The following is a 23,011-nucleotide window of genomic DNA, read 5'->3' as shown; positions in this document are numbered from 1 at the left end:
AGCTTCAAAAGCTGTAAGCAGGTTTTTTCGATTTAAAGAAACGCGGTTACTTTACGGAGACGCGAATGGAGGCTGTTTTACCGCCGAAGGAAGCTTTGATTGTTGCGCTGCCTTTGCGTACGGCTGTAATTTTGCCGTCCTTAACGGTTGCGATGGACGTGTTGGAGGAAGTCCATGTTGCGCTGCTCGTCGCGTTCACCGGGTTTCCGGTATAGTAGATGGCTTGCACGCTGATCGTCAGAGTGTCGCCCGCCGACATCTGCGCGGATTTACTGGAGAGCTGCAGCGATTTCAGCTTTGGCGTAACCGTGACCGGTACTTCAACCGTTTTACCTTGGTATTTGCCCGTTACTTTGGTTGTACCGACATCAATCGCCTTAACGGAGGATGAACCGTTTACCGTGGCAACATTTTCGTTCGCAGTAACCCAGTTCATTTTGGTACCGATGGAAACCTTTTTGCCGTCCTTGTAATATCCCGTGACTTTAACAGCCTTGGATCGTCCCGGATTCAGCTCAAGCTTCGTTGGCTCCACAACCATCTTTACGATTTCGTCTTCGATCTTAATGCGAACCGAGACGGATTTGCTCAGATAACTGCCTGTTAAGGTTACGTTTGACGCTTCAAGACCTTTTAACGTCTTTTCCAGCAAAACGATATTGTCGGATGTCGTATTCCATTCGATTGCTTCGGAAATATCGGCTTCCGTACCATCCTCGTAAACGACCTTAACGTTTGGAAGATTCGTTTCTTTGCCCAAAATAATACTCATGTCTTTAGCTTCGGCTAAGAGCTTGATAGGCTTCAAATGCACAACAAGCTTTACCGTGGCCTTCAGATCCTGCACGGTTCCCGTGAAGGTCGTCTCGCCAAGCTGCTTGGCTGTCCAGACGCCATCCTTAAGCTCGGCAATTTCATCGTCCGCAACGGTCCATTTCACCAGCTTCGAGACATCAACGCTGGAGCCGTCGAATGTGGTTGCCGTTACTTTCGGAAGCTCGCCTTCGATCCCTTTATAGCCGTCGATTGACGTTTTTTCAGCTTTCAGCTTAGTAATGCTCGGGTATACCGTCACATCGATACTGCGGCTAACGCCTCGGTAGGCCACGGTAATCTTGGTCGTGCCAACCGCTTTCGGGATGACTTTGCCTTGATCCACGGTAGCGATAGTAATATCGGAAGACGTCCATGTGCCTACCGTTGTAATGTCCGAAGTGACGTTCGAATTGCTGAGCACCTCTGCTTTGATCTGGAGAGGAGCGTCCTGCAATTGAATATGGAATTCCTTCTCCGGAGCAATCTTGATGGACTGGTAAGGCGTACGGACGACAACCGTCAGCGTATCGGATACTCCCAGATAAGAGACCGTGACTGTTGTTTTGCCTGCGCTGACGGCAGTGAGGACGCCTTTGTTAACCGTAAGGACCTTGGTGTTAGCGCTTGTCCATTTGGCGTCGCTTGTTACATCCGAGGCTTCACCGGATTTCAGTACGGCGTCTGCTTCCAGCTTGTAATCATCGCCGCCAATTTCAAGCTCCAACAGATCGTTAGCCGCTTCCGGAGTAATTGCGATGGATTTGTAAGGCGACGAGATCGTCAGCTTAATAGAGTCCGACTTGCCTTTGTATTTCGCCGTGATCGTAACCGTGCCGGCACCAACCAGCGTGATGCGGCCGTCATCGACGGTAGCCACGGAGGAGCTGGAGGTTGTCCATGTCGCATCGTCGGTAACGTTCTCGCCGTCTCCGTCAAGCGTAAAGACAAGCGATTGCCCAAGAAGTACATCGGTTAAGGCAGCGGGAGCTGCTTGTCCGTTTTGCATAATGGTAACCTGGTTGTATACGTAATCCGAAGTCGCTTTGATCGATAAGGAGAACCCTTTATAGGTAGCGGTGATGGTGGCTGTACCTTTTCCAATACCGCTTAACACGCCTTTATCAACTTTGACTATAGAGCTGTTGGATGATTTCCAAGTTACGTCGGTCGTTACGTCTTTTTTGGATGTTGCGCCCGAAATGGATGCAAGCACGGTAAGGTCAACAGTGCCGTCTTCGACGTACATTTCCAGCGATGATGTGCTTGGATTGTAATCCGACTCCGCGTAGCTCCACTCGATGCCTGTCACGGTATCCGTCGTCGCCGCCTGCGCGACTCCATCAAGACTAGTCATGACAAGCGTCATGGCAAGTACGGCTGCGAGCCAGCTGCGGACCAGCTTGAACGACAGAATTCCTCTGATGTTTTCCTTCACTAATTCCCTTCCCTTTCCTTGGAAAATGTTTCTTGCTCTCTTTTGTTAACGGTATTGGAGAGGGAAAAATAAACCCTAACCGTTAAATTTACTATATATAAACATAAAGAAGAAACCGATGGCCGGCTTCTGCCTTTATGGGAAACTGAATATGCACACAGAAATAATTGGTATTTTGCTACAAGTCTCTTAACGAAAAGTGAGTAACTTTAGTTGCAGGAATATGGAAACATTTTGATTGTTGACTCGTTAAAGTGAAAATCCGTCAGCTATTCTTACCTGGAAGGCAGGATTAGTTTTCCGCTTTCCGAATACTACGTAATAGAACACCAAGTGAATGAGGAGGTAGTAGTTTGCCGTTATTCAATAAATTACAAGCTGTTTTCATAGATAGAGACGGGACGATTGGAGGTACGGATGAAGTAACCTATCCAGGTGCATTTCAATTATTCTCTTATACAAAAGAGTCTCTGGATACGCTCAAAAACGCCGGAGTACGAATATACTCGTTTACGAATCAACCTGGAATATCGCGTGGAGAGGGTTCGATTACGGATTTTCGGAACGAACTTTATTCATTTGGTTTTGATGACGTATACATATGCCCGCATCAACATGTAGAAGGGTGTTCATGCCGAAAACCTTCACCCGGATTAATTATTAAGGCGGCGCGAGAATACGGTTTAGAGCTGGGGAATTGCGCTGTAATCGGCGATAGGTGGACAGACATGATTGCTGCCCATAGAGCAGGATGCGTGAAAGTATTAGTGACAACAGGCTCCGGTGAAAAGGATTTATCGAAATTTCAATCCAACCAATTTTTTGGAGAATGGCTTGAGGCTGCCCCCGACTATGTGGCTGAAAATCTATTAGATGCTGTTAACTGGCTGTTAAAATAAAGGATCAATTAATGGAGATTGGAGGAGGTCTGATTTGAAATTAGAAGTTTTATCATTGGATAGATCTCATATTCCAGATGTGAAATTTTTATTAGCCGGTTACTTGAATTCCTCCTCTAACGGGATAGATGAAATCGAACCCTCACCGGAATTGCTCGAACAATGTGATCAAATCCTGATCAGGCTTCTTCATGACGACTCTGCCTTTTGTTTTGTGGCAACGCAAGAACATGAATTCCTTGGTTTCATCGTCCTTTCATGGAGTTTTTCAATCAGCAAAGGCTATCCAGTATTGCGTATTGAAGCTTTATATACATCATCCAAGCATAGAAAAAAAGGTGTAGGCAAGAGACTTTTACAATACGCTATTGATTTAGCCGCATCCAAAAATGCAGCACGGCTGCAGCTCGAAACAGATGAAGATAATGCACCAGCTCGTGCTTTATATAATCAACTTGGATTTACGTTAATCCAAGGCAAGGATGTGTACATGTCTTTTTTCTGAAGCCCATCCTGCAGAAGTTGAACTGGAACTGTCGGATGCTAGCAACATACTCCTGTTATTCTAAAGAGGAAGGGAGGTCATAGCGAAATATGCTGGAGCATTTAAACGGAGCGTTGGACTATATCGAACAAAATCTTGAAAACGAGATTGATGAGCAAGAGATCGCAAAGCGTGCTTTTTGTTCCGTGTATCACTTTAAGCGAATGTTTGTTTATTTGGCAGGTATACCGCTTCAAGAATATATCCGTCGCAGACGTCTGACGCATGCGGCGCTGGATTTGCAGGACAAAACCGTTAAAGTAATCGACATCGCTGTAAAATACGGTTACCATTCGCCGGACTCTTTTACGAGGGCCTTTCACAATCTACATGGCATCACGCCAACGGAAGCGAGAATGACTAACCGCTCATTAACCTCATATCCTCCAATGACCTTCCGAATATCGATAGGAGGCAGTGAGCCAATGAGATACCGAATCGAGCAAAAGGAAGCATTGCAGCTAATTGGAGTAAGTAACCGGGTTGTGGCAATTGATCATGGAGAACACCCAGGCGTAGAGCAGGTATGGAAGTCCACAAGCGAGAGAACGTATACCCGGCTTAGGTCGTTAAATAATGTTGAACCATTCGGGATCGTGCATGTGAGTTTCTCGGAAGGGGTACGCATACAACGTGAGTTTGATTATTACATGGCGGTTGCTTCCACTGAACAATGCCCAGAGAACTTGTCTCATTTGATTGTGCCGGCTATGACTTGGGTTATTTTTGAGGTAAAGGTTCCTTGGGAGAAGGAAAAGTGGCACCGTATTTACGGAGAATGGTTTCCTTCCTCCGGCTACGAGCAAGCTGAGGGGCCAATGATTCAGGTAGGGCCAGACATAGAGGTGGGCTTGGAGAAACAGGTATTTACCGAGGAAATAGATGTAGAGTTATGGATACCGATCGTTAAAATCAGCTAAAAGGAGCAATCAGCAACGGTGAAAGTCATTGATTTATCTATCCCAATAGAAGATGGAATGCCCGTATATCCCGGCGATCCGGAGGTCCGTGTCAAGATTGCACATACTTATGAGAGTCACACCTGGGAATTGCGGCATCTCTCCATGGGCAGCCACTCCGGAACACACGTGGATGCTCCATCTCATATGCATGCTGGTGGCGCCACCTTGGATGAGCTGCCGTTGGAACGCTTTTTTGGAGCCTCGCGTTTAGTGCGGATTGATGATACTGCGTGGCCGGAAAAGCGAGGGTTATTTTTCTGTGAGCCGGCAGGATTGGATTGTTTTGAACGCCTTGCCTCTCTGCGGCCCCCGTTTGTTGGCGGTGAATTGACGGAAGAATTGGAGCGGGCATTGCTCGGGATTAATATCATAACTTATACGGGACTGCAGGGACTGGATCGTCTTCCCGTTGATAGTGACTTTATGTTTTACGGGTTTCCGCTTCGGATTGCGGGCGGCGACGGGTCGCCGGTTCGGGCAGTTGCCGTAATAGAAACGGGAGAGAGGGAGGGGCTGTCATAAGGACAGCTCCTCTTTGTTTAGAAAGGCGGGACAGACTAACCTGTGGTATTCTGAAGTTAATATTCAATAGAGGAAGGGAAATAGAATGAATCAAGATAATCCGGTTATCATCCTGATTCAAATCGCTGTCCCGCTGGTTTTGACCTTTTTGTTAGTCTACAAGTACATCGATTTCCTTACCAAAACCACGCATTTTGTCTGCCCGGCATGCCGTAGTTCATTTAAGTTATCCAAAAAGGATTTCGCGTTTGCCTTAAAAACGGGAGTACTCAACGAACATATCGTTACTTGTCCCGTTTGCGGTTATAAAGGCAGTATGCCGATTGTGAAGGACCGAAGCTAGATCATCTATCGGGATATTAAGAGTTTCCCCTATAAAACAGCCAGAGGCTGCCCCATCATGGGGCAGCCTCTTTTGCTAACGAAACTACGTATCGCTATTCGTCCCGTATAGGAGACTTTCTATTTCTAACGAAACTACGCATCGTTATTCCCAGCCTTTGCCCTGTGTTTAGCCTCGAAACGCATCAATAGCGATATGCAGTTTCGTTAGATCAGCAAAATCGCTGTTTTCCACCGAATAACGTTACCACGTTTCGTTAGAATCTCCAAGCCTCCCCCTGATCCCCGGCCGCCTCCGAAAACGCAACGTTCAGCGAGTCTCCAGCCAAGAAGTCAATTCTAACAAGAAAAAAGTAAAAATAACGGCATAGGTCGCGCTTTTACATTCTCTATAATAAAAACAACTTCACTACTTCCTACTATACTAAGAAATTCGAGGTGCTTAAGATGGAGACTTCACCGCAAGTGATGGGTAAGCTGGAGAAGCCGAAAAAAGTACGCTCGCTGCAAAGCGGAGAGACACTGGCCGGATGGCTGTTCGTGAGCCCGATGCTCATTGGCGTATGTATTCTCGTTCTTCTTCCGATTGTTGCGACAATCGTGCTCAGCTTCGCCGACTGGAACTTTGTTCAGGGCTGGAAAGGGATTGATTGGGTGGGCTTCGGCAATTTCAAGAAGCTGTTCCATGACGATCAGTTCATCCGTTCGGTTCGCAATAACTTTGTCTTCCTGCTAGCCGTACCAATCTATATGCTCATTTCCATGGTGCTCGCCGTTATCATTGACCGCCATGTTTACTTGAAAAGCTACTTCAAGGTCGCTTACTTCATGCCTTACATTTCCAGCATCGTTGCCGTAGCGATCGTGTGGCAGGTCTTGTTCCAGCCATCTTACGGCCCGATCAATCAGATTCTGCATACGCTCGGAGTCAGCAACCCGCCGAAGTGGATTGCGGATCCGCATTTCGCGCTAGCCTCCATCATGATGATTGTCGTATGGACATCGATTGGCTTCAACATGATTATTTACATCGCGGGTCTGCAGTCGATTCCTAAGGATTTGTACGAAGCCGCCGATATCGACGGGGCGAACGGCTGGATCAAGTTCGCGCGAATTACGTTCCCGCTGCTGTCGCCAACCTCCTTCTTCCTGCTTGTAACCGGCATCATCTCGACCTTTAAAGTATTCGACATTATCGCGGTTATGACGCAAGGCGGACCAATCGGCTCCACATCGCTGATGGTATGGTATTTGTACGATACGGCCTTCGTGAATCTGAAAGTCGGTTATGCTTCATCGATCGCTGTTATGCTCTTTATCTTCGTCCTACTTATTACGTTCGGACAATGGTTTGCGCAGAAAAAATGGGTTAATTACTAACGGAAGGAGACAAACCTCATGGAGACATCTAACACAGCTTTCAACTGGCGCAAAGGCGTTCTTACCGTCCTTATGTTTGCCGTCAGCATCTTGTTCCTGCTTCCGTTCATCTGGATGCTGGTTACCTCGTTCAAGATCGAGAAGGACGTCTTTGTTTATCCGATCGAATGGATTCCGCGCCACTGGCACGCCATCGAGAACTATAAGGAAGTATGGGTAGGGGACTATCCCTTCTGGAAATATTATTTGAATTCCATCAAAATCGCAGTCATCACGACCTGTATTTCGGCGTTGTTCTCATCGCTTGCCGCCTACGGCTTCTCGAAGATCAAGTTCAAGGGCAGCAACTTCGTATTCCTGATCGTGCTTGCGACTTACATGGTGCCAAGCCAGGCGATTCTGATTCCTCAATTTATCCTGTACCGTCAAATCGGCTTGTTCGACAGCCATTGGGGCTTGATTATCCTTAGCAGCTTCAGCGTATTGGGAACTTTTATGCTGCGTCAGTTCTTTATGGGGATTCACCAGGAGTTTATCGAATCTGCTAAAATAGACGGGGCCAACCATTTCCGGATCTACTGGAGCATCGCCTTCCCGCTTGTGAAGCCGGCCGTTGCGACCTACGCGATTCTTCGTTTTATCTGGACCTGGAACGATTACCAGAACCCGCTGATCTTCCTTCGCACGGACCGGTTGTTCACGATTCCGCTGGCTATGCAGAAGTTCACGTCGCTCAGCGGCGAGTTCTACTCGCTAATCATGGCGGCTGCCGTATCGGCGATCCTGCCGCTCCTTATCATCTTCATCATCGGTCAAAAAAGCGTTATCGAGGGTATCGCATTAGGCGGCGTAAAAGGGTAACCGTCATGAAAGCGTTAGCAAGAAAGTCGAATTTGTTGCAATTTAGGTAAAGATAGTTTCATCCTTACCGGATTGCCGCTCACTATAATGAAAACTATCAACATCCTATAACCTTGCATTTCAGAGAGGGGTATTTAGAAATGAAAAAGAGATGGGCATCAGGATTGGCGATTAGTTTACTGCTTACAGGAGTTCTCGCAGGCTGCGGAAACTCCAACAACAACGGTGATTCGGGCAACAAGAACGCAAGCGCGGCTCCTTCGACGGAAGCAAGCACGAGCGCTGGCGGCAGTGCTAGCGGAGATCCGGTCAAACTCCGCCTCTACACGTACGGCACGGAGCAAGCATACAACTGGAAAGCAACATTGGATGCGTACCATGAGAAGAACCCGAACGTAACCGTTGAGCTTGTACAGCTGAGCGAAAAAGGCGACACGCAGGAATCGATGAAAAAGCTCGATCTTGCCGTAGCATCCGGCGAGCAAATCGACGTGATGATGTTTAGCGACGCGGCGGGTTACGCGCAGCGCGTAGCGCTTGGCATGGCAGCTCCGCTTGACGACTTCCTCGAGAAAGACGGCTACAAGGTAGAAGAGGACTACAAGGTTGACACGCATCTGAACGGCAAGGTGTACTCGCTGCCGGGCAAATTCAATCCTTGGTACGTTCTTCTGAACAAGGACAATTTGGACGAAGCGGGACTTGCGGTTCCGACGGATTGGACTTGGGACGATTACGCGGACTACGCGAAAAAGCTTACCAAAGGCGAAGGCGCGACCAAACGTTACGGCACCTACTTCCACGGTCCGCAAAACGGCGGCTGGATGGAGTACCTGAAGCTGATGATGGAGAACCAGCCAACCGGATCCGAATTCCTGAAAGCGGACGGCACGTCCAACCTGGATGATCCTAACTTCAAGAAGACGCTTGAGCTTCGCGTAAAAATGGAGAAAGAGGATAAGTCCTCCGTTCCTTACTCGGATATGATCTCGCAAAAGCTGGCTTACCGGAACCAATTCTTCAACCAATCGGCAAGCATGCTGACAATCGGCTCCTGGATGAATACGGAAATCGGCGGTACGGATACGTTGCCTCTGACGTTCCATGTGGCGGTTGCGCCATTCCCGAAAAACAACGCAAGCGACCAATCCGGCATTACGCCGGTTACGACGGATTACGTAGCGGTATCGGAAAGCTCCAAGAACAAGGAAGAAGCTTATAAATTCGTTCGCTGGTACACAACCGAAGGCCAAGTCGTACAAGGCAAAAACATTCCGGCTTGGAACGGCGTAAGCAACGATCAGGTAGCGGGCATTATCGATACGATTCTTGCCGGCACGAAGAACCCTGAGCTTGTCGACAAAGAAAGCCTCGTAAACACGCTTGTGAACTCGAAAGCAACGGAAATTATCGCTCCTGCTTCTTACCAAGCCGAAGTGTACAAAGCGATCAACGAGGAGTACGAGAAGCTGATTCTTGGCAACCAAGACGTCGATACGACCGTTGCCAACTCCAAGAAACGCGTGGACGAAATTATTGCGGCGAACAAAAAATAATAAGGTATAATAAATATCCAAAGGGGACGGGAGTTACTGTCCCCCTTTTCTATCTAAGGGGGACTTCACGCGATGTACCGCATCAGGTCTTATTTTCATTCCATTCGAGGGAAGCTTTCTTTAGTAGCGGTTATATGTATTCTCATACCCGCCGTTCTAACGATGCTGATCTATAACTCGCTAACCCGTGAAGCCGTAGAACGTCAGGCGAAGGAAAATGCCACGGATTCCATGCAGCTCGTTAACGGCTCGATCAATAATCTGTTTCAAGGCATGCTCAACACGGCGAATTATTTGCAGGCAAACGCGGATATGAAAGCAAGCTTTATCAAGATGCTGAATACGGATTTGGATCCGTACGAGAAGTTTACGGCAACGAGCCGGATTATGCAGCAGCTTGAGACGTTGACTTATATAGGGGAGAAGAGCTACATCACCATTATTCTCACCAACGGGGAGACTTTTACGAACTACTCCAAGGATGAAATGGATCCGCTTACTTTCCAGAAGGAGTCTTGGTTCAACAGCCTCAAGCAGCTGACGGGGCTGCAGTCTTATTGGGTGAGTACTTCTCCGACGATTTTTCCTTACGACCGCATAAGCAGTCCGTATCAGATCTCGGTTGCAAGAACACTCCGGTTCGACAGCACCCGGATTTACGGATACGTCATCGTGACAATGATGGAGAACAAGTTCAGCAAGATCCTGGGCAGCCTGACGGGCAGCCAGGAGGTTGTCCTTGTAGACGGCGACGGCAAGATTCTGTCATCGCCCCAGCTGGAGCAAGTGAACGGGAAGTTCGAATACAGCAAGCAGATGGCGGAACGGGATCCCCGCGTCGCGTCCTCCATTATTAAGGATGAGGACAAGAAGCTGCTGCTGACAACCGCTGATCTTTCCTTTAATGACTGGCATCTGGTGGCAACGGAGCCTTATCAGGATGCGATCGTGAACATCAGCTCGATTTTTAACCGGGTCTTTTTATTCCAGATCGTATCGTTTATCGCCTTTCTCGTGGTGCTGCTTCTCTTGATGAGACAGCTGACAAAGCCGCTGATCAAGCTGGGGAAGGTAGCTTCAAGCGTCCAGCGGGGCAATCTGGAGGTTCGATCCAGTATACGCGGCGCCGACGAGATCGGCAGATTGGGTTTTCTGTTCGACCAAATGCTCGACCGCATTAAAGAGATGATTACGGAAGTATCTCTCAACCAAGCGCGCAAGCGCAAGGCAGAGCTTGCGATGCTGCAGGCCCAGATTAATCCGCATTTTCTGTTTAACGTGCTGAATTCGATCCGGATGAAAGTGATGAGGAGCGGCGACCAGGACAGTGCCAAGATGATTGCCTCTTTGTCCAAGCTGCTGCGAATGACGATCAGCCGGGATGAAGACGCGATTATGCTGCATGAGGAAATCGAACTGCTGACGCATTACGTCGAGCTGATGAATCTGCGGCAGAAGGAGGAAGCACGGCTGCTGGTGGATGCGGATGTAACCTCCTTCGATATTCGGGTCCCGCGGTTTATTTTGCAGCCGCTGGTGGAGAACGCTTTAATACACGGCTTTAACCAAAGTGCCGGAACAATCCGGATTACGGCAGAGAGAAAGGATCACTTCCTTGAGCTATCGGTGGAAGATGACGGAGTTGGAATGGATGTTGAGCAATTGGAACGGTTGAGAGCGCGCCTAACGGCTGCGGGATCCGGGACGGAAGAACTTCAAGAAACCGGGCGTTCAACAGGACCGGGAATGTCAGGAATCGGCGTGGCGAACGTCGCGGAGCGTATGCGGATTATGTTTGGAGATGCCTTTCATATTACCGTCGAGAGCGAACAAGGAACACGCATTATGATGCATATCCCTATTCGGGAGGAGGGGCGTCCTCATGTATAAAGTGATGCTAGTGGATGATGATTATCCGGTAATCGAGCTGTTATCGGAAGTAGTGGATTGGAAGGAGCTTGGTCTTGTTTTATCCGGCAAGCATGAGAACGGACTTGCGGCATGGGAGCATGTACAGGAGGAAATTCCGGATATTCTCGTGACCGATATCGGGATGCCGAAGATGGACGGTCTGGAACTCGCGCAAAGGGTAAAAAAATTAAATCCTTCGGTGAGGATTGTCATCCTCTCCTGCCATAGCGAATTCCAGTATGCTCAGCAGGCAATGCGGCTGGATGTTCAGGATTACTTGCTTAAGGATCAATTGGATCCGGAGGAATTGATTGGGCTGCTGCAGAAGTTTAAGGAAGGCTTCGACGGCGAACGCCAAATGTTATCCGAGCAAAACAAGATGAAGCGGATGGTCAGCGAAACCCAGGATTTGCGCAAGGAGAAGCTGTTCCGCGAATTTGTCCAGCAGCCGCTAATTTCCGCGGAGCAATGGCAGCGCGATTTCGGCTCCTACGGGTTGTTCCAGCCCGGCGAGCTTTGTCTTCCCGTAGCCGGCTTTATGGAAAACTATAATCTGATCAAAAACCGGTTCGATTCGGATCAGACGCTGCATTTCGCGATCAGCAACGTGATGGAGGAATTGCTGGCCGAACTGCCTCTGCGCGTCGTGCATATCGGTTACAGCAGCCGGCAATCCTTGCTGCTCTTCTCTTTTAAGCCGGGTCTCAAGCAAAACGTTTACGATCAGGTACAGGCTAGCATTCAAACCGTGCAGCGGACGCTTGGTCAGGTGCTGAAGATTCAGATGGCCTTCCTGATTGGAACGGGCTGCGACAATCCGCAGCTGCTGAAGCAGGCCTTGTGCAACTTGCTGAAAGCCGATGAACAGCGGTTCTATTTGTCCAAAGGGGAAACCGCCAAATGGCAGAAGGGCACCCAGCCTTCCTCCGGGCTTCTTGCGATGTACGACCAGGCAGCCGCGGAAATTCGCGAAGCGATTATGGCGAAGGACAGCGATAAAATCAGAGCGCTTGCCGGCAAATGGGAGGCGCATATCCGCAAGGAGCAATACGCTTCAGAGGAAGTAAGGGATTGGGTGCTGAAGCTGCTTATCGATATGCGGCTCAAGCTGCATGCCATGCTGTTTGCCTCCCAGACCTTAACCGCAGAGAAGCTGCACAAGGAAATCGTTTATTTCGATTCTCTGCGGGGGCTGTTCGAGTGGTTCCACACGCAGCTTCAGTCTTACATCGCAGCGAGAGAAGAAGCCTTGCCGGTGAGCAAACGCCGAGAAGTATCGGAAGCCTGCAAGTATGTGTCGATGAATCTGGGCAAACGAATTTCGCTGGAGGAAGTAGCGGCTCATCTGCATATGAATCCAAGCTATTTCAGCCGGTTCTTCAAGAAGGAGACCGGCCTGACCTTTATTGAATATGTCACCGACCAGAAGATTGAACGGGCAAAGGAATTGCTCGATCAAACGAATTATTACGTAAGCGAAATTTGCGAAATGCTCGGCTACGACAACCAGAGCTATTTCATCAAGACGTTCAAAGCGCAGACGGGCTTAACGCCAACCGAATATCGCGGTTAGGAGGAGAGAAACTTGCGGACGAATTACGATTGGCCGAAGGAAGTGCTGGATGGATGGCTGACGGATCAGTCAGCGGCGGCCAGCGATGTATATACGTACTCCGGGAACAAAGCGGACTGGAGAGGGATAGCGGAATCCCCGGCTTACTCGGACATGATTGGGGAGATTCGGGAAGAGGGGGAACGCCTGCTTGACCGTCCAATTCCCGTTCTGTCCCGGGACATATACGATCTGTTCGAGACGAACGGGAACCGCCTTATTTACGAAGGACTGTATTTCGAACGCAGGAGCCGGCTTACTTCCTTTGCGCTGCTGCATTGCCTTTTCCCCGATTCAGCGGAATATCGCCAGGCCCTGATCGATACGATTGAGGCGGTTCTGGAGGAGATGACTTGGTGCTTACCGGCTCATATGAGAGGGAATTCGGTTGACCGCCATATTGATCTTTTTGCATCCGAAACCGGATTTGCGTTGGCTGAGATTCTGACGATTACGGAACAATCGCTTCCTTCCGCGCTACGGGAGGACATTCGGGTACAGATCGAGCGAAGAATATTTGCCCCTTATCTGGATGATCGATTTCCTCCCTATCATTGGGAGACAGCCGACCATAACTGGGCGGCGGTATGCGCGGGGTCGATTGGGGCAACAGCCCTTTTGCTAGGCATCGACAAAAAGCGAAGAGCGGCTGTCCTTCACCGGGCAATCGGAACGATGAATCATTATTTATCCGGCTTTGGGGAAGACGGAGCTTGCGCGGAAGGTCCGGGTTATTGGAATTACGGTTTTGGTTATTTCGTTTATTTCGCCGATCTGCTGAAGCGCGCCACCGCCGGAAGGGCGGATTTGCTTGATTCAAGGCATGTACGGAACATCGCCGGATTCCAGCAAAAAGCTTATCTCGCAGGGAACCGGCCGGCCAACTTCTCGGATGCGTCTTCACATGTAAGCGCAAACATCGGCTTGTCCGATTATCTGGCTTCTAACGTTGAAGAAGTGAGCTTTGCCCCATTGTCGATACGGGCGGGCTTTACCGATGATCATTGCAGCCGCTTCGCCCATGCTTTGCGCAATTTGCTCTGGTTCAGGCCGGAAGCTCCGAGACAATCGGACTGGCCAAGCGGAAGCTGGTATTTGGCGGATGCGCAGTGGCTGATTTCGCGGGTAAGCCATGCTTCCGGCAGCTTTGGCTTTGCGGCCAAGGGCGGACATAACGACGAACCGCATAATCATAATGACGTGGGCCATTTCATTCTGATTGCGGAAGACGATCCGGCGTTTGCCGTGGATCTCGGGAGCGGGGAATATACGGCGCAATACTTTGGGGAAGGCCGGTACGAATACGACTGTACGGGGGCGCAAGGACATTCCTTGCCGATTGTGAACGGGCAGCTTCAGGCTGTTGGCGCCGAGAGCAAGGCTTCCGTTGAATGGGTAGAGCAGGGCGAATCGGAGGACCGGCTCATGCTGGAGCTTGCAGCCTGTTACCCGGGCAGCGGACTTGCAACGTTTGAGCGCGAATTTGTCTGGCATAAAACCGGACTTCCCGAGCTTGAGTTAACGGACACCTTCCGATTCGACAAAGAAGGCGGGACCATTACGGAGGTTATCGTCAGCCAATGCCCGCCATTCGTGCGGTCGGAAGGCCAGATTGTCTTGAATGGCAGCCGGCATTCGGTTGTATTGTCCTTTGAACCTCAAAGCCTGGAAGTCTCCATTATAGAACGAACGTATTCCAATCATTCGGGTCAGGAAGAAAGCTATTATCGCATTTATCTTATTTCGAAAGAGGAAGCGTCCCTTGAAAAGACGGTTAAATTAAACTTCAAATTTCAGGAACAGGTGGAATCTTAAATGACAAATACAATGGCTGCTAACCAGCTCGGAACCGCATCATGGGTAAAGGAAGCTTGGGAACAAACGGTGCAAAAGGTATTGCGGACAAGCGCCCGCATCGGTGCGGAATTCCCTCATGCGAGCCAAGGCGGCCAATATGTGCTTGAAGCCCCGCATTGGTGGACGGCAGGCTTCTGGCCGGGACTGTTGTGGTTATTGCATGAAGGCGAAGCGAATGCCGGCCTTCCTTTCCGCAGGATTGCGGAAGAATGCGAGCTGAAGCTGGACGAGGTGCTGGACGGTTATGACCGGCTCGACCACGATATCGGCTTTATGTGGATTCTGACCAGCGTGATCAATTATAAGCTGAATGGCGGCGAAGAGTCCCGCCGAAGAGCGCTGAAGGCAGCGAACTATTTGATGGGCCGCTTTAACCTGAAGGGCAATTTCATCCGTGCCTGGAACCCTTGGAGTGAAGGGGAAGACAACAGCGGCTGGGCGATTATCGACTGCGCGATGAACGTTCCTCTCCTGCAATGGGCATCACGCGAGACGGGCGACCCGAGATACAGTCATGTTGCCGAAGCTCATATGGGTACCGTATTGAATCATTTTATCCGTACCGACGGCTCGGTCCGTCACATTGTGCGGTTTGATTCTAGGACCGGCGAGGTTGCCGAATTTATTGGCGGTCAAGGCTATGGACCGGAATCCGCTTGGTCGCGCGGCACAGCTTGGGCGGTCTATGGATTGACCTTGGCCGCCAAGCATACGGGCCGCAAGGACCTTCTGGATGCAGCCAAGCAAGTAACGCATTTCTTCCTGTCCCAATTGCCTGAGGACAGCGTACCGGTATGGGATTTCCGCGCGCCGGAGGACACGAAATGGCTTCGCGATTCTTCAGCCGGGGCATGCGCGGCTTGCGGCTTGCTGCTGCTGGCCGAGCTTGTACCATCGGCGGAGGCATCCAGCTATCGAAGCGCGGGAGAGCGGATTCTGAAATCGTTATACGAGAACTACGGCTCGTTTGGCGAGGAAGAGGAAGAAGGGCTTATCCTGCATGGCACGAGCCATTATCCGGAACGCAAAAATATGGATGTGCCGCTTATATACGGCGACTATTTCTTTGTGGAGGGTCTTGCTCGTCTTAAAGGGGGCGTCACGATTCCATGGGAGTAAGCGTGCCGATTGCTTCGAATCCGCTACGCAACAAAGCAGACCTGGAGCAGGCATTCAGCCAGCTCACCAAGCCGCTCCTGCCTTATTATTCAGCCGGTGGAGCACGACTGGAGCTGAACGGATCCGGCGCCGGCCAAGCTCCGGAAGTAGCGGGGATGGAAGGCTTCTCCCGTATTGTCTGGGGGCTGGCCCCGCTTGCGGCTGGCTCTGTTAAGGCTGATGAAGAGCTGCTGCAGCTGGTGTTGAAAGGAATAACAAACGGCACCAATCCCGAGCATGAGGAGTATTGGGGCGAGGTTGCCGATCACGATCAGCGCCTGGTGGAGATGGCTTCGCTTGGCCTTGCGTTAGCTATTGCCCCTGACCGTTTGTGGGAGCCGCTTGGCGCAGAGGCGAAGCAGCACTTCTATAATTGGCTGAATCAAATTAACAGCCGCCGGGCTCATGATTGCAATTGGCTGTTCTTCCATGTCCTTGTTAACGTAGGCTTCCATAAGCTTGGTCTTCCTTACGCGAAGGATCAGCTTGAGGCGAACCTGAACCGGCTGGAACAGTTTTATCTGAAGGATGGCTGGTACGAAGACGGAGTAAACGGTCATAGCGACTATTACGTGCCCTTGGCTTTTCATTACTGCGGACTTCTCTATTCGGCACTGATGAAGGAAGAGGATCCCGAACGTGCAGCTCGCTTCGAAGAACGCAGTATCTCGTTCGCCGGGCAGTTCGTGAACTGGTTCGCCGAGGATGGCAGGGCGCTTCCTTACGGGCGCAGCTTGACTTACCGATTCGCGCAGGGAGCTTTGTGGGGAGCGTATGCTTTTGCCGATATGCTGCCGTTTGAGCTTGGCGTTGTCAAAGGATTGTATTTGCGCCATCTGCGTTGGTGGCTCAGTCAGCCGATTTTCTCGCCCGATGGCGTATTAACGGTTGGATACAGCTATCCCAATCTGATTATGGCCGAAAATTATAATGCCCCTGGATCCGTCTATTGGGCGTTTAAAGCCTTTCTGCCGCTCGCATTGCCGGAAGAGCATCCGTTCTGGCAGGCAGAGGAGCTTCCGCTGCCGGAGCTGCCGGCTATTTCGGCGCAGCAGGCCCCTCATCTTGTTGTCTGCAGGCATAGCGAACGCGACCATGTTGCGGCGTTTAACGCGGGACATCCCGGAACCAACGAGCATACTCATACCTCGGCGAAATACGAGAAGTTTGTTTATTCCGCATCCTTCGGTTTCAGCGTGCCGCGTGCGGAGTGGGGGTTGTCCCAAGGAGCTTACGACTCCATGCTTGCCTTAAGCGAGGAAGATAACCTGTATCGCGTTCGCCGGAAAAACGAAGAGACCAGCATCGATGGCGACATCCTTATCTCTGTCTGGAAGCCGTGGCGGGATGTCACGGTGACGACTTATCTGATCGCCGGATTGCCTTGGCACTTAAGGATTCACCGGATCGAGACCGCAAGAGGGCTGGATGCGGCTGAAGGGGGCTTTGCTCTTCCGCTTGACGCAACGCTTGGAGTCAATAAGCAACCCTGCAGCTTGATCGGCCGGACCGGCTTTGGCGGCAGCGGCATCTCGGGCATTCGGGGTTATGAGCGGGCCGAGCTTGTTCAAGCCCAGTCCAATACCAACCTGATGCATCCGCGAACGGCTATTCCTACGCTTCAGGCAAAGCTTCAGCCGGGGACGCATATTCTGATTGCCGCAGTCTACGGAGAGCCGGCCGCATTGGAAGAGGCTCTGCCTGAGCAATGGCAGCAGTCAATCCAGCTGTCCGTGCAGGATGATCGGATCCGGGCGGTTAGTCCTTCCGGCAAAGAAATCATCATCAGTCTTTAGGGCATGAACCGCTGACGCCCAAGCCGCATACGATAATGGCAGAAGCCTACTGGGGGAATGCCAATGAAAAGCGTTGCAGCATCAAGCGGCCGTCAGCCTTCGATTACGACCTTTGTTCTTGTCCTTTACGTGCTTCTTGTGATCTTATTGTTTTTCTGCTTTTAATTAAATAAGAAAAATGGCCGTGCGTTTAAATCGCACGGCCATTTTTTATTAAAACCCTACGTACTGCGGCTCTTCGTTTTCCAGCTCTTTTACGCGGCTGGCCACTTGATCGACGATGGTTTGCGTTTGTTGTGCCGCCTGCTCGAACATTTGCTTCGCAGCCTTGTTTTCAGTGGACAGAGCAAATTGCTCCAGGCTTGCCTGCGCGCTCTTTAAAGAGGCAACGCATGTTTTTACATCGGATGCTACGGTCATATCCAACACCTCCTTAAGAACTTGACAACAAAACTAATATGTCAGCCTTTGTCTTCTGGCATTCATGGGAAATAATAGAAATTGGACCTGAACCATTTTCCTGCTGTGGAAAATGGTTATTCGTGTTGGGATCTGCCTTTTGACAAATAATCTAAACGTAGAAACAAGCGACAGGGGGAAAAGAATTGTGCAGGACTGGTTAGAGGTTACTCTACGCACCTTACTGTCGATATTTGTCCTGTTCCTGCTTACAAAGTTAGTGGGTAAACGGCAAATATCCCAGCTTTCGTTTTTTGAGTACATTACCGGTATCTCGATCGGCAACCTGGCTGCATATGTATCGCTTGATCTTGAGGCAACCTGGTATTTGGGCCTGATCTCGCTTGGCGTGTGGGTGGCGATTTCCATTGGCATTGAATTTATGCAACTGAAGAGCAAGAAAGTCCGCGATCTTATCGATAGCAAAGCTACCGTATTGATTAAGGGCGGCAAAGTGCTGGAAGACAACCTGAAGAAAGAACGGTTGACTTCCGATGAGCTTCTGGAGCAGCTGCGCAAGAAGGATGTCTTCCGCGTTGCGGATGTCGAATTCGCCATTATGGAGCCAAGCGGAGATATCAGCGTGCTGCTGACGCGGGAGAACCAGCCCATTACTCCTGCGCATCTCGGCATTAAGGTTGCGCCGGAACATGAACCTCAGACGGTTATCATGGACGGCAAAATCATGGACGAGCCGCTCTCGACCGTTGGCCTTAATCGGAGATGGCTTGCAACCGAGCTCGAGACGATCGGCGTAACGCTCGAGAATGTCTATATCGCGCAGGTTGACGCATACCGTCAGCTGTACGTTGACCTTTACGATGACCATATTAAAGTTCCGCAGCCGCAGCTTAAGGCCGAGCTGTATGCCTTAATGAAGAAAATCGAAGCGGATCTGGAGTTGTTTGGTCTCTCGACGAAAAATAAAGAGGCCAAGCATATGTATGAACGGTGTGCGCAGGAAATGCGGCAAGTATTAAAGGAAATGAAGCCTCTGCTGCATCATTAACTACAGTAGTTAGGAGGTAAGGGGAACATGTCGAGCAATAAGAAGAAATTCACGCCGGTTCAGCGCGAATATCAGGAGTTAGCCAAAAAACACGAGCCCAAGCGGCCCGTATTCATCAATTGCCTGAAGGCTTTTCTGGTGGGCGGTATCATTTGCATTATTGGTCAAGCCGTGCAGGAGATGTTTGTTCATTGGGCCGGCTTTGACGAGAAGAAGGCCAGCAATCCGACGGTAGCGGTCATGATCATTCTGTCGGTTATCCTTACAAGCCTTGGCGTTTACGACAAAATCGCTCAATGGGCGGGGGCCGGCTCGGCCGTACCCGTTACAGGCTTCGCCAATACAATGTCGTCGGCGGCCATCGAGCACCGGAGCGAAGGACTTGTTCTTGGCGTAGGCGGTAAAATGTTCAAGATCGCGGGTCCCGTTATCGTATTTGGCGTCGTTGCGGCTTTTGTTGTAGGTCTGGTTCACCTGATCTTTAATCCTCATGCGGTTGGGGGAGGACATTAATCATGCTGAAAGGCCATCAAAGCTGGCTCTTTGAGAATCATCCCGTCATTGCCGGGACGGCTGCTATCGTCGGACCGTTCGAAGGACTAGGCCCGCTGGCGCATGATTTCGATATTGTCCACGGTGATCTCCGCCTTGGACAAGACAGCTGGGAGAAGGCGGAACGGACTTTGCTCGAGGAAGCGGCGAATCTAGCCATCGAGAAGGCCAAAATAACGAAAGAATCCATCAACTTCCTGGTAGGCGGAGATCTGATGAACCAGATCATCAGCTCCACGTTCGCCGCAAGAACGCTGCAAATACCGTATCTCGGCGTGTTTGGCGCCTGTTCGACTTCCATGGAAAGCCTTGCCATCGCGGCTAATCTGATCAATTCCCGGTCGGCTAAATACGTCATGGCCAGCGCCTGCAGCCATAATGCTACCGCCGAAAAGCAGTTCCGTTACCCGACGGAATACGGCTCCCAGAAGCCGCCGACTGCTCAATTCTCCGTAACGGGAGCGGGAACCTGCGTGTTGACTCAGCAAGGCGACGGTCCGTATGTCACGTCAGCTACCATTGGGCGCGTCGTGGATATGGGCATCAGCGACCCGTTTAATATGGGAGCGGCTATGGCGCCGGCTGCAGTGGATACGATACTGGCGCATTTCCGCGATTTTCGCATGGAGCCCGGTTATTATGATCTGATAGTGACGGGGGATTTATCCAAGGTTGGTTATGCGATTGCAAATGAATTGTTCGAAAAACATAAATTCCCCATTCATCAAACCGTCTATAAGGATTGCGGCATGATGATTTATGACTATGAGAAGCAGCAGGTGCAAGCAGGCGCCAGCGGCGCAGGATGCTCGGCAACCGTTACCTACGGCCATCTGCTCCGGCGAATGCGCGAAAAGGAGCTGAACCGCATTCTCGTCGTAGCAACAGGAGCTCTTTTATCGCCGATCTCCTTCCAGCAAGGAGAGACGATACCGTGTATCGCGCATGCGGTTTCCATTGAGAACGAGGTGAGGAAGCTATGATTTTCTTGTGGGCTTTTCTTGTAGGCGGCGCGATATGCGTGATCGGCCAAATCTGCTTTGACGTCTTTAAGCTGACGCCTGCTCATACAATGACTCTCCTTGTTGTGCTGGGCGCGATTGGGGACGGTGTCGGCATCTATGATCCGCTGATCAAATTTGCGGGCGCCGGCGCATCGATTCCGATTACAAGCTTTGGTAATGCACTGGTTCACGGTGCCTTGGACGAGATGCAGAAGACAGGCTGGATTGGCATCATTACCGGCATATTCAAGGTGACAAGCGCCGGGATATCCGCGGCGATTATCTTCTCCTTCATTGCCGCCTTGTTCGTAAAGCCGAAAGGTTAAACATACTTAGCTGTTCAGACCTTCGCATCCCTGCGGAGGTTTTTTTATTGCCGATGGGGCATTTCGCCCTCCGATACATATCCTTTCTTCCGTTGACAAATAATGTACTTACCATGTGTACATAAAAAAGGAGTGTAACGTTATGGCAGTAAAAAGCGCCGGAGGCGGAAAATACCGCAAAATGTCCATGTCGCCGAAGGAATATCAAGCCTTTGCGAAAACTCGCGAGCCTTCGCGTTCGATTTTCGGCAATTGCATTCGTGCGTTTATTATCGGCGGTGCCATCTGTGTGCTCGGGCAAGCTATTCAGCAGCTCTTTATCCATCTGGCCCATATGAAGCCTGAGGATGCCAGCAATCCAACCGTTGCCGTGCTGATTATTATTTCGGTCATTTTGACGAGCATCGGGGTTTATGACAAAATCGCCCAGTTTGCCGGAGCAGGCTCCGCCGTGCCGGTAACCGGGTTTGCCAACTCCATGTGCTCCGCCGCGCTTGAGCATCGCAGCGAAGGGCTGGTGCTAGGCGTGGGAGGAAATATGTTCAAGCTGGCCGGCTCCGTTATCGTGTACGGTACCGTTGCGGCGTTTTTCGTCGGCATCGCCCATTTAATCTTTGGGACGGGTGGTGCTCATTAAGATGCTGCAGGGAAAACAAACATGGAAGTTTGAGAACCGCCCGGTCATTATCGGGGCGGCTACCGTTGTCGGTCCCGACGAAGGGGACGGACCGCTGGCCGGGGATTTCGATCTCGTGCATCCGGAGCTGGACATGCAGCAGAAAAGCTGGGAGAAAGCCGAACGGCTGCTGCTGGAGCAGGCATCGGAATTTGCCCTGAACAATGCCAAGATCGCCAAGGATCAGCTGCAGTTCTACGTCGGCGGCGACCTGATGAATCAGATTATTAGCAACAGCTTTGCCGCAAGAACGCTGGGCGTGCCTAATCTCGGCGTGTTTGGGGCTTGTTCGACCTCGATGGAGTCGCTCGCGATAGCTTCCTTAATGGTGGATTCGGGTGCCGGACAATACGTGCTGGCAGGTACCTGCAGCCATAATTGCACGGCGGAGAAGCAGTTCCGCTATCCGACGGAATACGGCGCGCAGAAGCCGCCTACCGCGCAGTATACCGTTACCGGCGCAGGCGCCGTTGTTGTTGCCGCCTCAGGCGAGGGCCCGGTCGTTGAATATGCGACGATCGGCAAGGTTATCGACCTCGGAGTCAAGGATCCGTTTAATATGGGAGCGGCTATGGCGCCCGCCGCCGTGGATACGATTCAGGCGCATTTTAACGATACGGGCCGCACGCCCAAGGATTACGATTTGATTGTAACCGGAGATCTCGCCAGCGTTGGGCACCCGCTTGCCAAGGAGCTGCTCATCCGTGACGGGGTTCCCATGGATGAAACGACATTCAAAGATTGCGGATTGATGGTTTTTGACGTGGAGAAGCAGAAGGTGCAGGCGGGAGGAAGCGGCTGCGGCTGCTCGGCCGTCGTAACCTACGGCCATATCCTCAAAAAAATCGCCAAGGGAGATTTGAAGCGCGTACTTGTCGTTGCGACTGGCGCCTTGTTATCCCCGCTTTCCTTCCAACAAGGGGAGAGTATTCCTTGCATTGCACATGCCGTTGCGATCAGCGGCGGAAAGGAGTAGAGCAGCATGCAATTTCTATGGGCATTTGTTGTGGGAGGCGCAATTTGCGTCGTTGGCCAGCTGCTGTTTGATGTCGTGAAGCTGACTCCGGCACATACGATGGCTACGCTTGTTGTGGCAGGGGCTATCATTGACGGTCTAGGCTGGTATGAGCCGCTTGTCAGCTTTGCCGGCGCGGGCGCAACCGTACCGATTACCAGCTTTGGCAACGCGCTTGTGCACGGCGCGTTGACCGAGCTTCAAAATTCCGGCTGGATTGGCGTCATCTCCGGAATATTCAAAGTCACAAGCGCCGGTATTTCCGCGGCGATTATATTCTCCTTCCTGGCGGCGCTTGTCGTCCGTCCGAAGGGATAAA

The 23,011-nt window shown here is 50.9% G+C and carries 22 protein-coding genes; 20 read left to right on the top strand and 2 right to left on the bottom strand.

The genetic code is table 11. The annotated features are described in order from the left end of the window. Positions 1-46: 46 nt before the first annotated feature. A complete protein-coding gene (locus ACR9FF_RS19920; protein WP_435164031.1) occupies positions 47-2,251 on the bottom strand; it encodes an Ig-like domain-containing protein in 2,205 nt (734 codons plus the stop codon). Positions 2,252-2,604: 353 nt separating this feature from the next. Here ACR9FF_RS19920 and ACR9FF_RS19915 point away from each other — a divergent pair, with 353 nt between their 5' ends. The 13 genes from ACR9FF_RS19915 to ACR9FF_RS19855 all read left to right on the top strand — a co-directional run bounded on the left by ACR9FF_RS19915 (position 2,605) and on the right by ACR9FF_RS19855 (position 17,651). Further along, the gene (locus ACR9FF_RS19915) at positions 2,605-3,150 is read left to right on the top strand and encodes an HAD-IIIA family hydrolase (protein WP_435164028.1); all 546 of its coding nucleotides are present in this window, start codon (positions 2,605-2,607) and stop codon (positions 3,148-3,150) included. A 34-nt stretch (positions 3,151-3,184) separates the two neighbouring features. Beyond that, entirely contained in the window at positions 3,185-3,655 is a 471-nt protein-coding gene (locus ACR9FF_RS19910; RefSeq protein WP_127497154.1) for a GNAT family N-acetyltransferase, read from the top strand. An 89-nt stretch (positions 3,656-3,744) separates the two neighbouring features. After that, positions 3,745-4,614, top strand: coding sequence for an AraC family transcriptional regulator (locus tag ACR9FF_RS19905; protein ID WP_435164025.1), 870 nt, complete (start codon positions 3,745-3,747; stop codon positions 4,612-4,614). Between the two features lie 18 nt (positions 4,615-4,632). Beyond that, positions 4,633-5,178: a cyclase family protein gene (locus ACR9FF_RS19900; RefSeq protein WP_435164022.1), complete on the top strand. Its 546-nt coding sequence runs from the start codon at positions 4,633-4,635 to the stop codon at positions 5,176-5,178. Between the two features lie 85 nt (positions 5,179-5,263). Next, on the top strand, positions 5,264-5,521 hold the full coding sequence (locus ACR9FF_RS19895; RefSeq protein ID WP_435164019.1) for a hypothetical protein: 258 nt from the start codon (positions 5,264-5,266) through the stop codon (positions 5,519-5,521). A gap of 446 nt (positions 5,522-5,967) precedes the next feature. Then, entirely contained in the window at positions 5,968-6,900 is a 933-nt protein-coding gene (locus ACR9FF_RS19890) for a carbohydrate ABC transporter permease (protein WP_127497145.1), read from the top strand. An 18-nt stretch (positions 6,901-6,918) separates the two neighbouring features. Then, entirely contained in the window at positions 6,919-7,761 is an 843-nt protein-coding gene (locus ACR9FF_RS19885; RefSeq protein ID WP_127497143.1) for a carbohydrate ABC transporter permease, read from the top strand. Positions 7,762-7,901: 140 nt separating this feature from the next. Continuing rightward, a complete protein-coding gene (locus ACR9FF_RS19880; protein WP_435164014.1) occupies positions 7,902-9,317 on the top strand; it encodes an ABC transporter substrate-binding protein in 1,416 nt (471 codons plus the stop codon). Between the two features lie 72 nt (positions 9,318-9,389). Then, positions 9,390-11,207: a sensor histidine kinase gene (locus ACR9FF_RS19875; protein WP_435164011.1), complete on the top strand. Its 1,818-nt coding sequence runs from the start codon at positions 9,390-9,392 to the stop codon at positions 11,205-11,207. After that, complete coding sequence (locus ACR9FF_RS19870; RefSeq protein WP_201001639.1) at positions 11,200-12,801, top strand: helix-turn-helix domain-containing protein; 1,602 nt, start codon at positions 11,200-11,202, stop codon at positions 12,799-12,801. Before ACR9FF_RS19875 ends, ACR9FF_RS19870 begins: the two co-directional genes overlap by 8 nt. A gap of 12 nt (positions 12,802-12,813) precedes the next feature. Further along, on the top strand, positions 12,814-14,655 hold the full coding sequence (locus ACR9FF_RS19865; protein WP_435164008.1) for a hypothetical protein: 1,842 nt from the start codon (positions 12,814-12,816) through the stop codon (positions 14,653-14,655). Continuing rightward, the gene (locus ACR9FF_RS19860; protein ID WP_127497132.1) at positions 14,656-15,816 is read left to right on the top strand and encodes a glycoside hydrolase family 88 protein; all 1,161 of its coding nucleotides are present in this window, start codon (positions 14,656-14,658) and stop codon (positions 15,814-15,816) included. After that, positions 15,807-17,651: a DUF2264 domain-containing protein gene (locus ACR9FF_RS19855; RefSeq protein ID WP_127497130.1), complete on the top strand. Its 1,845-nt coding sequence runs from the start codon at positions 15,807-15,809 to the stop codon at positions 17,649-17,651. Before ACR9FF_RS19860 ends, ACR9FF_RS19855 begins: the two co-directional genes overlap by 10 nt. A gap of 213 nt (positions 17,652-17,864) precedes the next feature. On the opposite strand, the gene ACR9FF_RS19850 is transcribed toward ACR9FF_RS19855, so the two are convergent. Then, positions 17,865-18,071: a DUF1657 domain-containing protein gene (locus ACR9FF_RS19850; protein WP_127497128.1), complete on the bottom strand. Its 207-nt coding sequence runs from the start codon at positions 18,069-18,071 to the stop codon at positions 17,865-17,867. A gap of 187 nt (positions 18,072-18,258) precedes the next feature. Between ACR9FF_RS19850 and ACR9FF_RS19845 the strand changes: the two genes are divergently transcribed. The 7 genes from ACR9FF_RS19845 to spoVAE (ACR9FF_RS19815) all read left to right on the top strand — a co-directional run bounded on the left by ACR9FF_RS19845 (position 18,259) and on the right by spoVAE (ACR9FF_RS19815) (position 23,010). Further along, positions 18,259-19,119 carry a DUF421 domain-containing protein gene (locus tag ACR9FF_RS19845; RefSeq protein WP_435164003.1) on the top strand — a complete coding sequence of 287 codons (861 nt, stop codon included), beginning with the start codon at positions 18,259-18,261 and terminating at the stop codon, positions 19,117-19,119. Positions 19,120-19,146: 27 nt separating this feature from the next. After that, a complete protein-coding gene (spoVAC, locus tag ACR9FF_RS19840; protein WP_201001624.1) occupies positions 19,147-19,632 on the top strand; it encodes a stage V sporulation protein AC in 486 nt (161 codons plus the stop codon). A gap of 2 nt (positions 19,633-19,634) precedes the next feature. Next, on the top strand, positions 19,635-20,654 hold the full coding sequence (gene spoVAD, locus ACR9FF_RS19835; protein WP_435164000.1) for a stage V sporulation protein AD: 1,020 nt from the start codon (positions 19,635-19,637) through the stop codon (positions 20,652-20,654). Further along, positions 20,651-21,001, top strand: a complete 351-nt coding sequence (spoVAE, locus tag ACR9FF_RS19830; RefSeq protein ID WP_127497119.1) for a stage V sporulation protein AE — start codon at positions 20,651-20,653, stop codon at positions 20,999-21,001. Before spoVAD (ACR9FF_RS19835) ends, spoVAE (ACR9FF_RS19830) begins: the two co-directional genes overlap by 4 nt. Before the next feature lie 142 nt (positions 21,002-21,143). Further along, positions 21,144-21,638: a stage V sporulation protein AC gene (spoVAC, locus tag ACR9FF_RS19825; protein ID WP_015845600.1), complete on the top strand. Its 495-nt coding sequence runs from the start codon at positions 21,144-21,146 to the stop codon at positions 21,636-21,638. A gap of 1 nt (position 21,639) precedes the next feature. Beyond that, on the top strand, positions 21,640-22,653 hold the full coding sequence (gene spoVAD / locus ACR9FF_RS19820) for a stage V sporulation protein AD (RefSeq protein ID WP_127497117.1): 1,014 nt from the start codon (positions 21,640-21,642) through the stop codon (positions 22,651-22,653). A 6-nt stretch (positions 22,654-22,659) separates the two neighbouring features. Further along, positions 22,660-23,010 carry a stage V sporulation protein AE gene (gene spoVAE / locus ACR9FF_RS19815; RefSeq protein WP_015845598.1) on the top strand — a complete coding sequence of 117 codons (351 nt, stop codon included), beginning with the start codon at positions 22,660-22,662 and terminating at the stop codon, positions 23,008-23,010. Position 23,011: the final 1 nt, after the last annotated feature.

Origin of the sequence: Paenibacillus glycanilyticus, assembly GCF_051200795.1 — a bacterium.
Lineage (GTDB): Bacteria > Bacillota > Bacilli > Paenibacillales > Paenibacillaceae > Pristimantibacillus > Pristimantibacillus glycanilyticus.
The sequence above is the reverse complement of the archived record's forward strand: the minus strand, read 5'-3'. Positions and strand labels throughout refer to the sequence as shown.

Coding starts and splice junctions, on each gene's coding strand:
- ACR9FF_RS19870 (WP_201001639.1), top strand. CDS start 11,200: ATGTATAAAGTGATGCTAGTGGATGATGATTATCCGGTAATCGAGCTG.
- ACR9FF_RS19880 (WP_435164014.1), top strand. CDS start 7,902: ATGAAAAAGAGATGGGCATCAGGATTGGCGATTAGTTTACTGCTTACA.
- spoVAD (WP_435164000.1), top strand. CDS start 19,635: ATGCTGAAAGGCCATCAAAGCTGGCTCTTTGAGAATCATCCCGTCATT.
- spoVAC (WP_201001624.1), top strand. CDS start 19,147: ATGTCGAGCAATAAGAAGAAATTCACGCCGGTTCAGCGCGAATATCAG.
- spoVAE (WP_127497119.1), top strand. CDS start 20,651: ATGATTTTCTTGTGGGCTTTTCTTGTAGGCGGCGCGATATGCGTGATC.
- ACR9FF_RS19850 (WP_127497128.1), bottom strand. CDS start 18,071: ATGACCGTAGCATCCGATGTAAAAACATGCGTTGCCTCTTTAAAGAGC.
- ACR9FF_RS19885 (WP_127497143.1), top strand. CDS start 6,919: ATGGAGACATCTAACACAGCTTTCAACTGGCGCAAAGGCGTTCTTACC.
- ACR9FF_RS19905 (WP_435164025.1), top strand. CDS start 3,745: ATGCTGGAGCATTTAAACGGAGCGTTGGACTATATCGAACAAAATCTT.
- spoVAD (WP_127497117.1), top strand. CDS start 21,640: ATGCTGCAGGGAAAACAAACATGGAAGTTTGAGAACCGCCCGGTCATT.
- ACR9FF_RS19860 (WP_127497132.1), top strand. CDS start 14,656: ATGACAAATACAATGGCTGCTAACCAGCTCGGAACCGCATCATGGGTA.
- ACR9FF_RS19875 (WP_435164011.1), top strand. CDS start 9,390: ATGTACCGCATCAGGTCTTATTTTCATTCCATTCGAGGGAAGCTTTCT.
- ACR9FF_RS19895 (WP_435164019.1), top strand. CDS start 5,264: ATGAATCAAGATAATCCGGTTATCATCCTGATTCAAATCGCTGTCCCG.
- ACR9FF_RS19855 (WP_127497130.1), top strand. CDS start 15,807: ATGGGAGTAAGCGTGCCGATTGCTTCGAATCCGCTACGCAACAAAGCA.
- ACR9FF_RS19890 (WP_127497145.1), top strand. CDS start 5,968: ATGGAGACTTCACCGCAAGTGATGGGTAAGCTGGAGAAGCCGAAAAAA.
- spoVAE (WP_015845598.1), top strand. CDS start 22,660: ATGCAATTTCTATGGGCATTTGTTGTGGGAGGCGCAATTTGCGTCGTT.
- spoVAC (WP_015845600.1), top strand. CDS start 21,144: ATGGCAGTAAAAAGCGCCGGAGGCGGAAAATACCGCAAAATGTCCATG.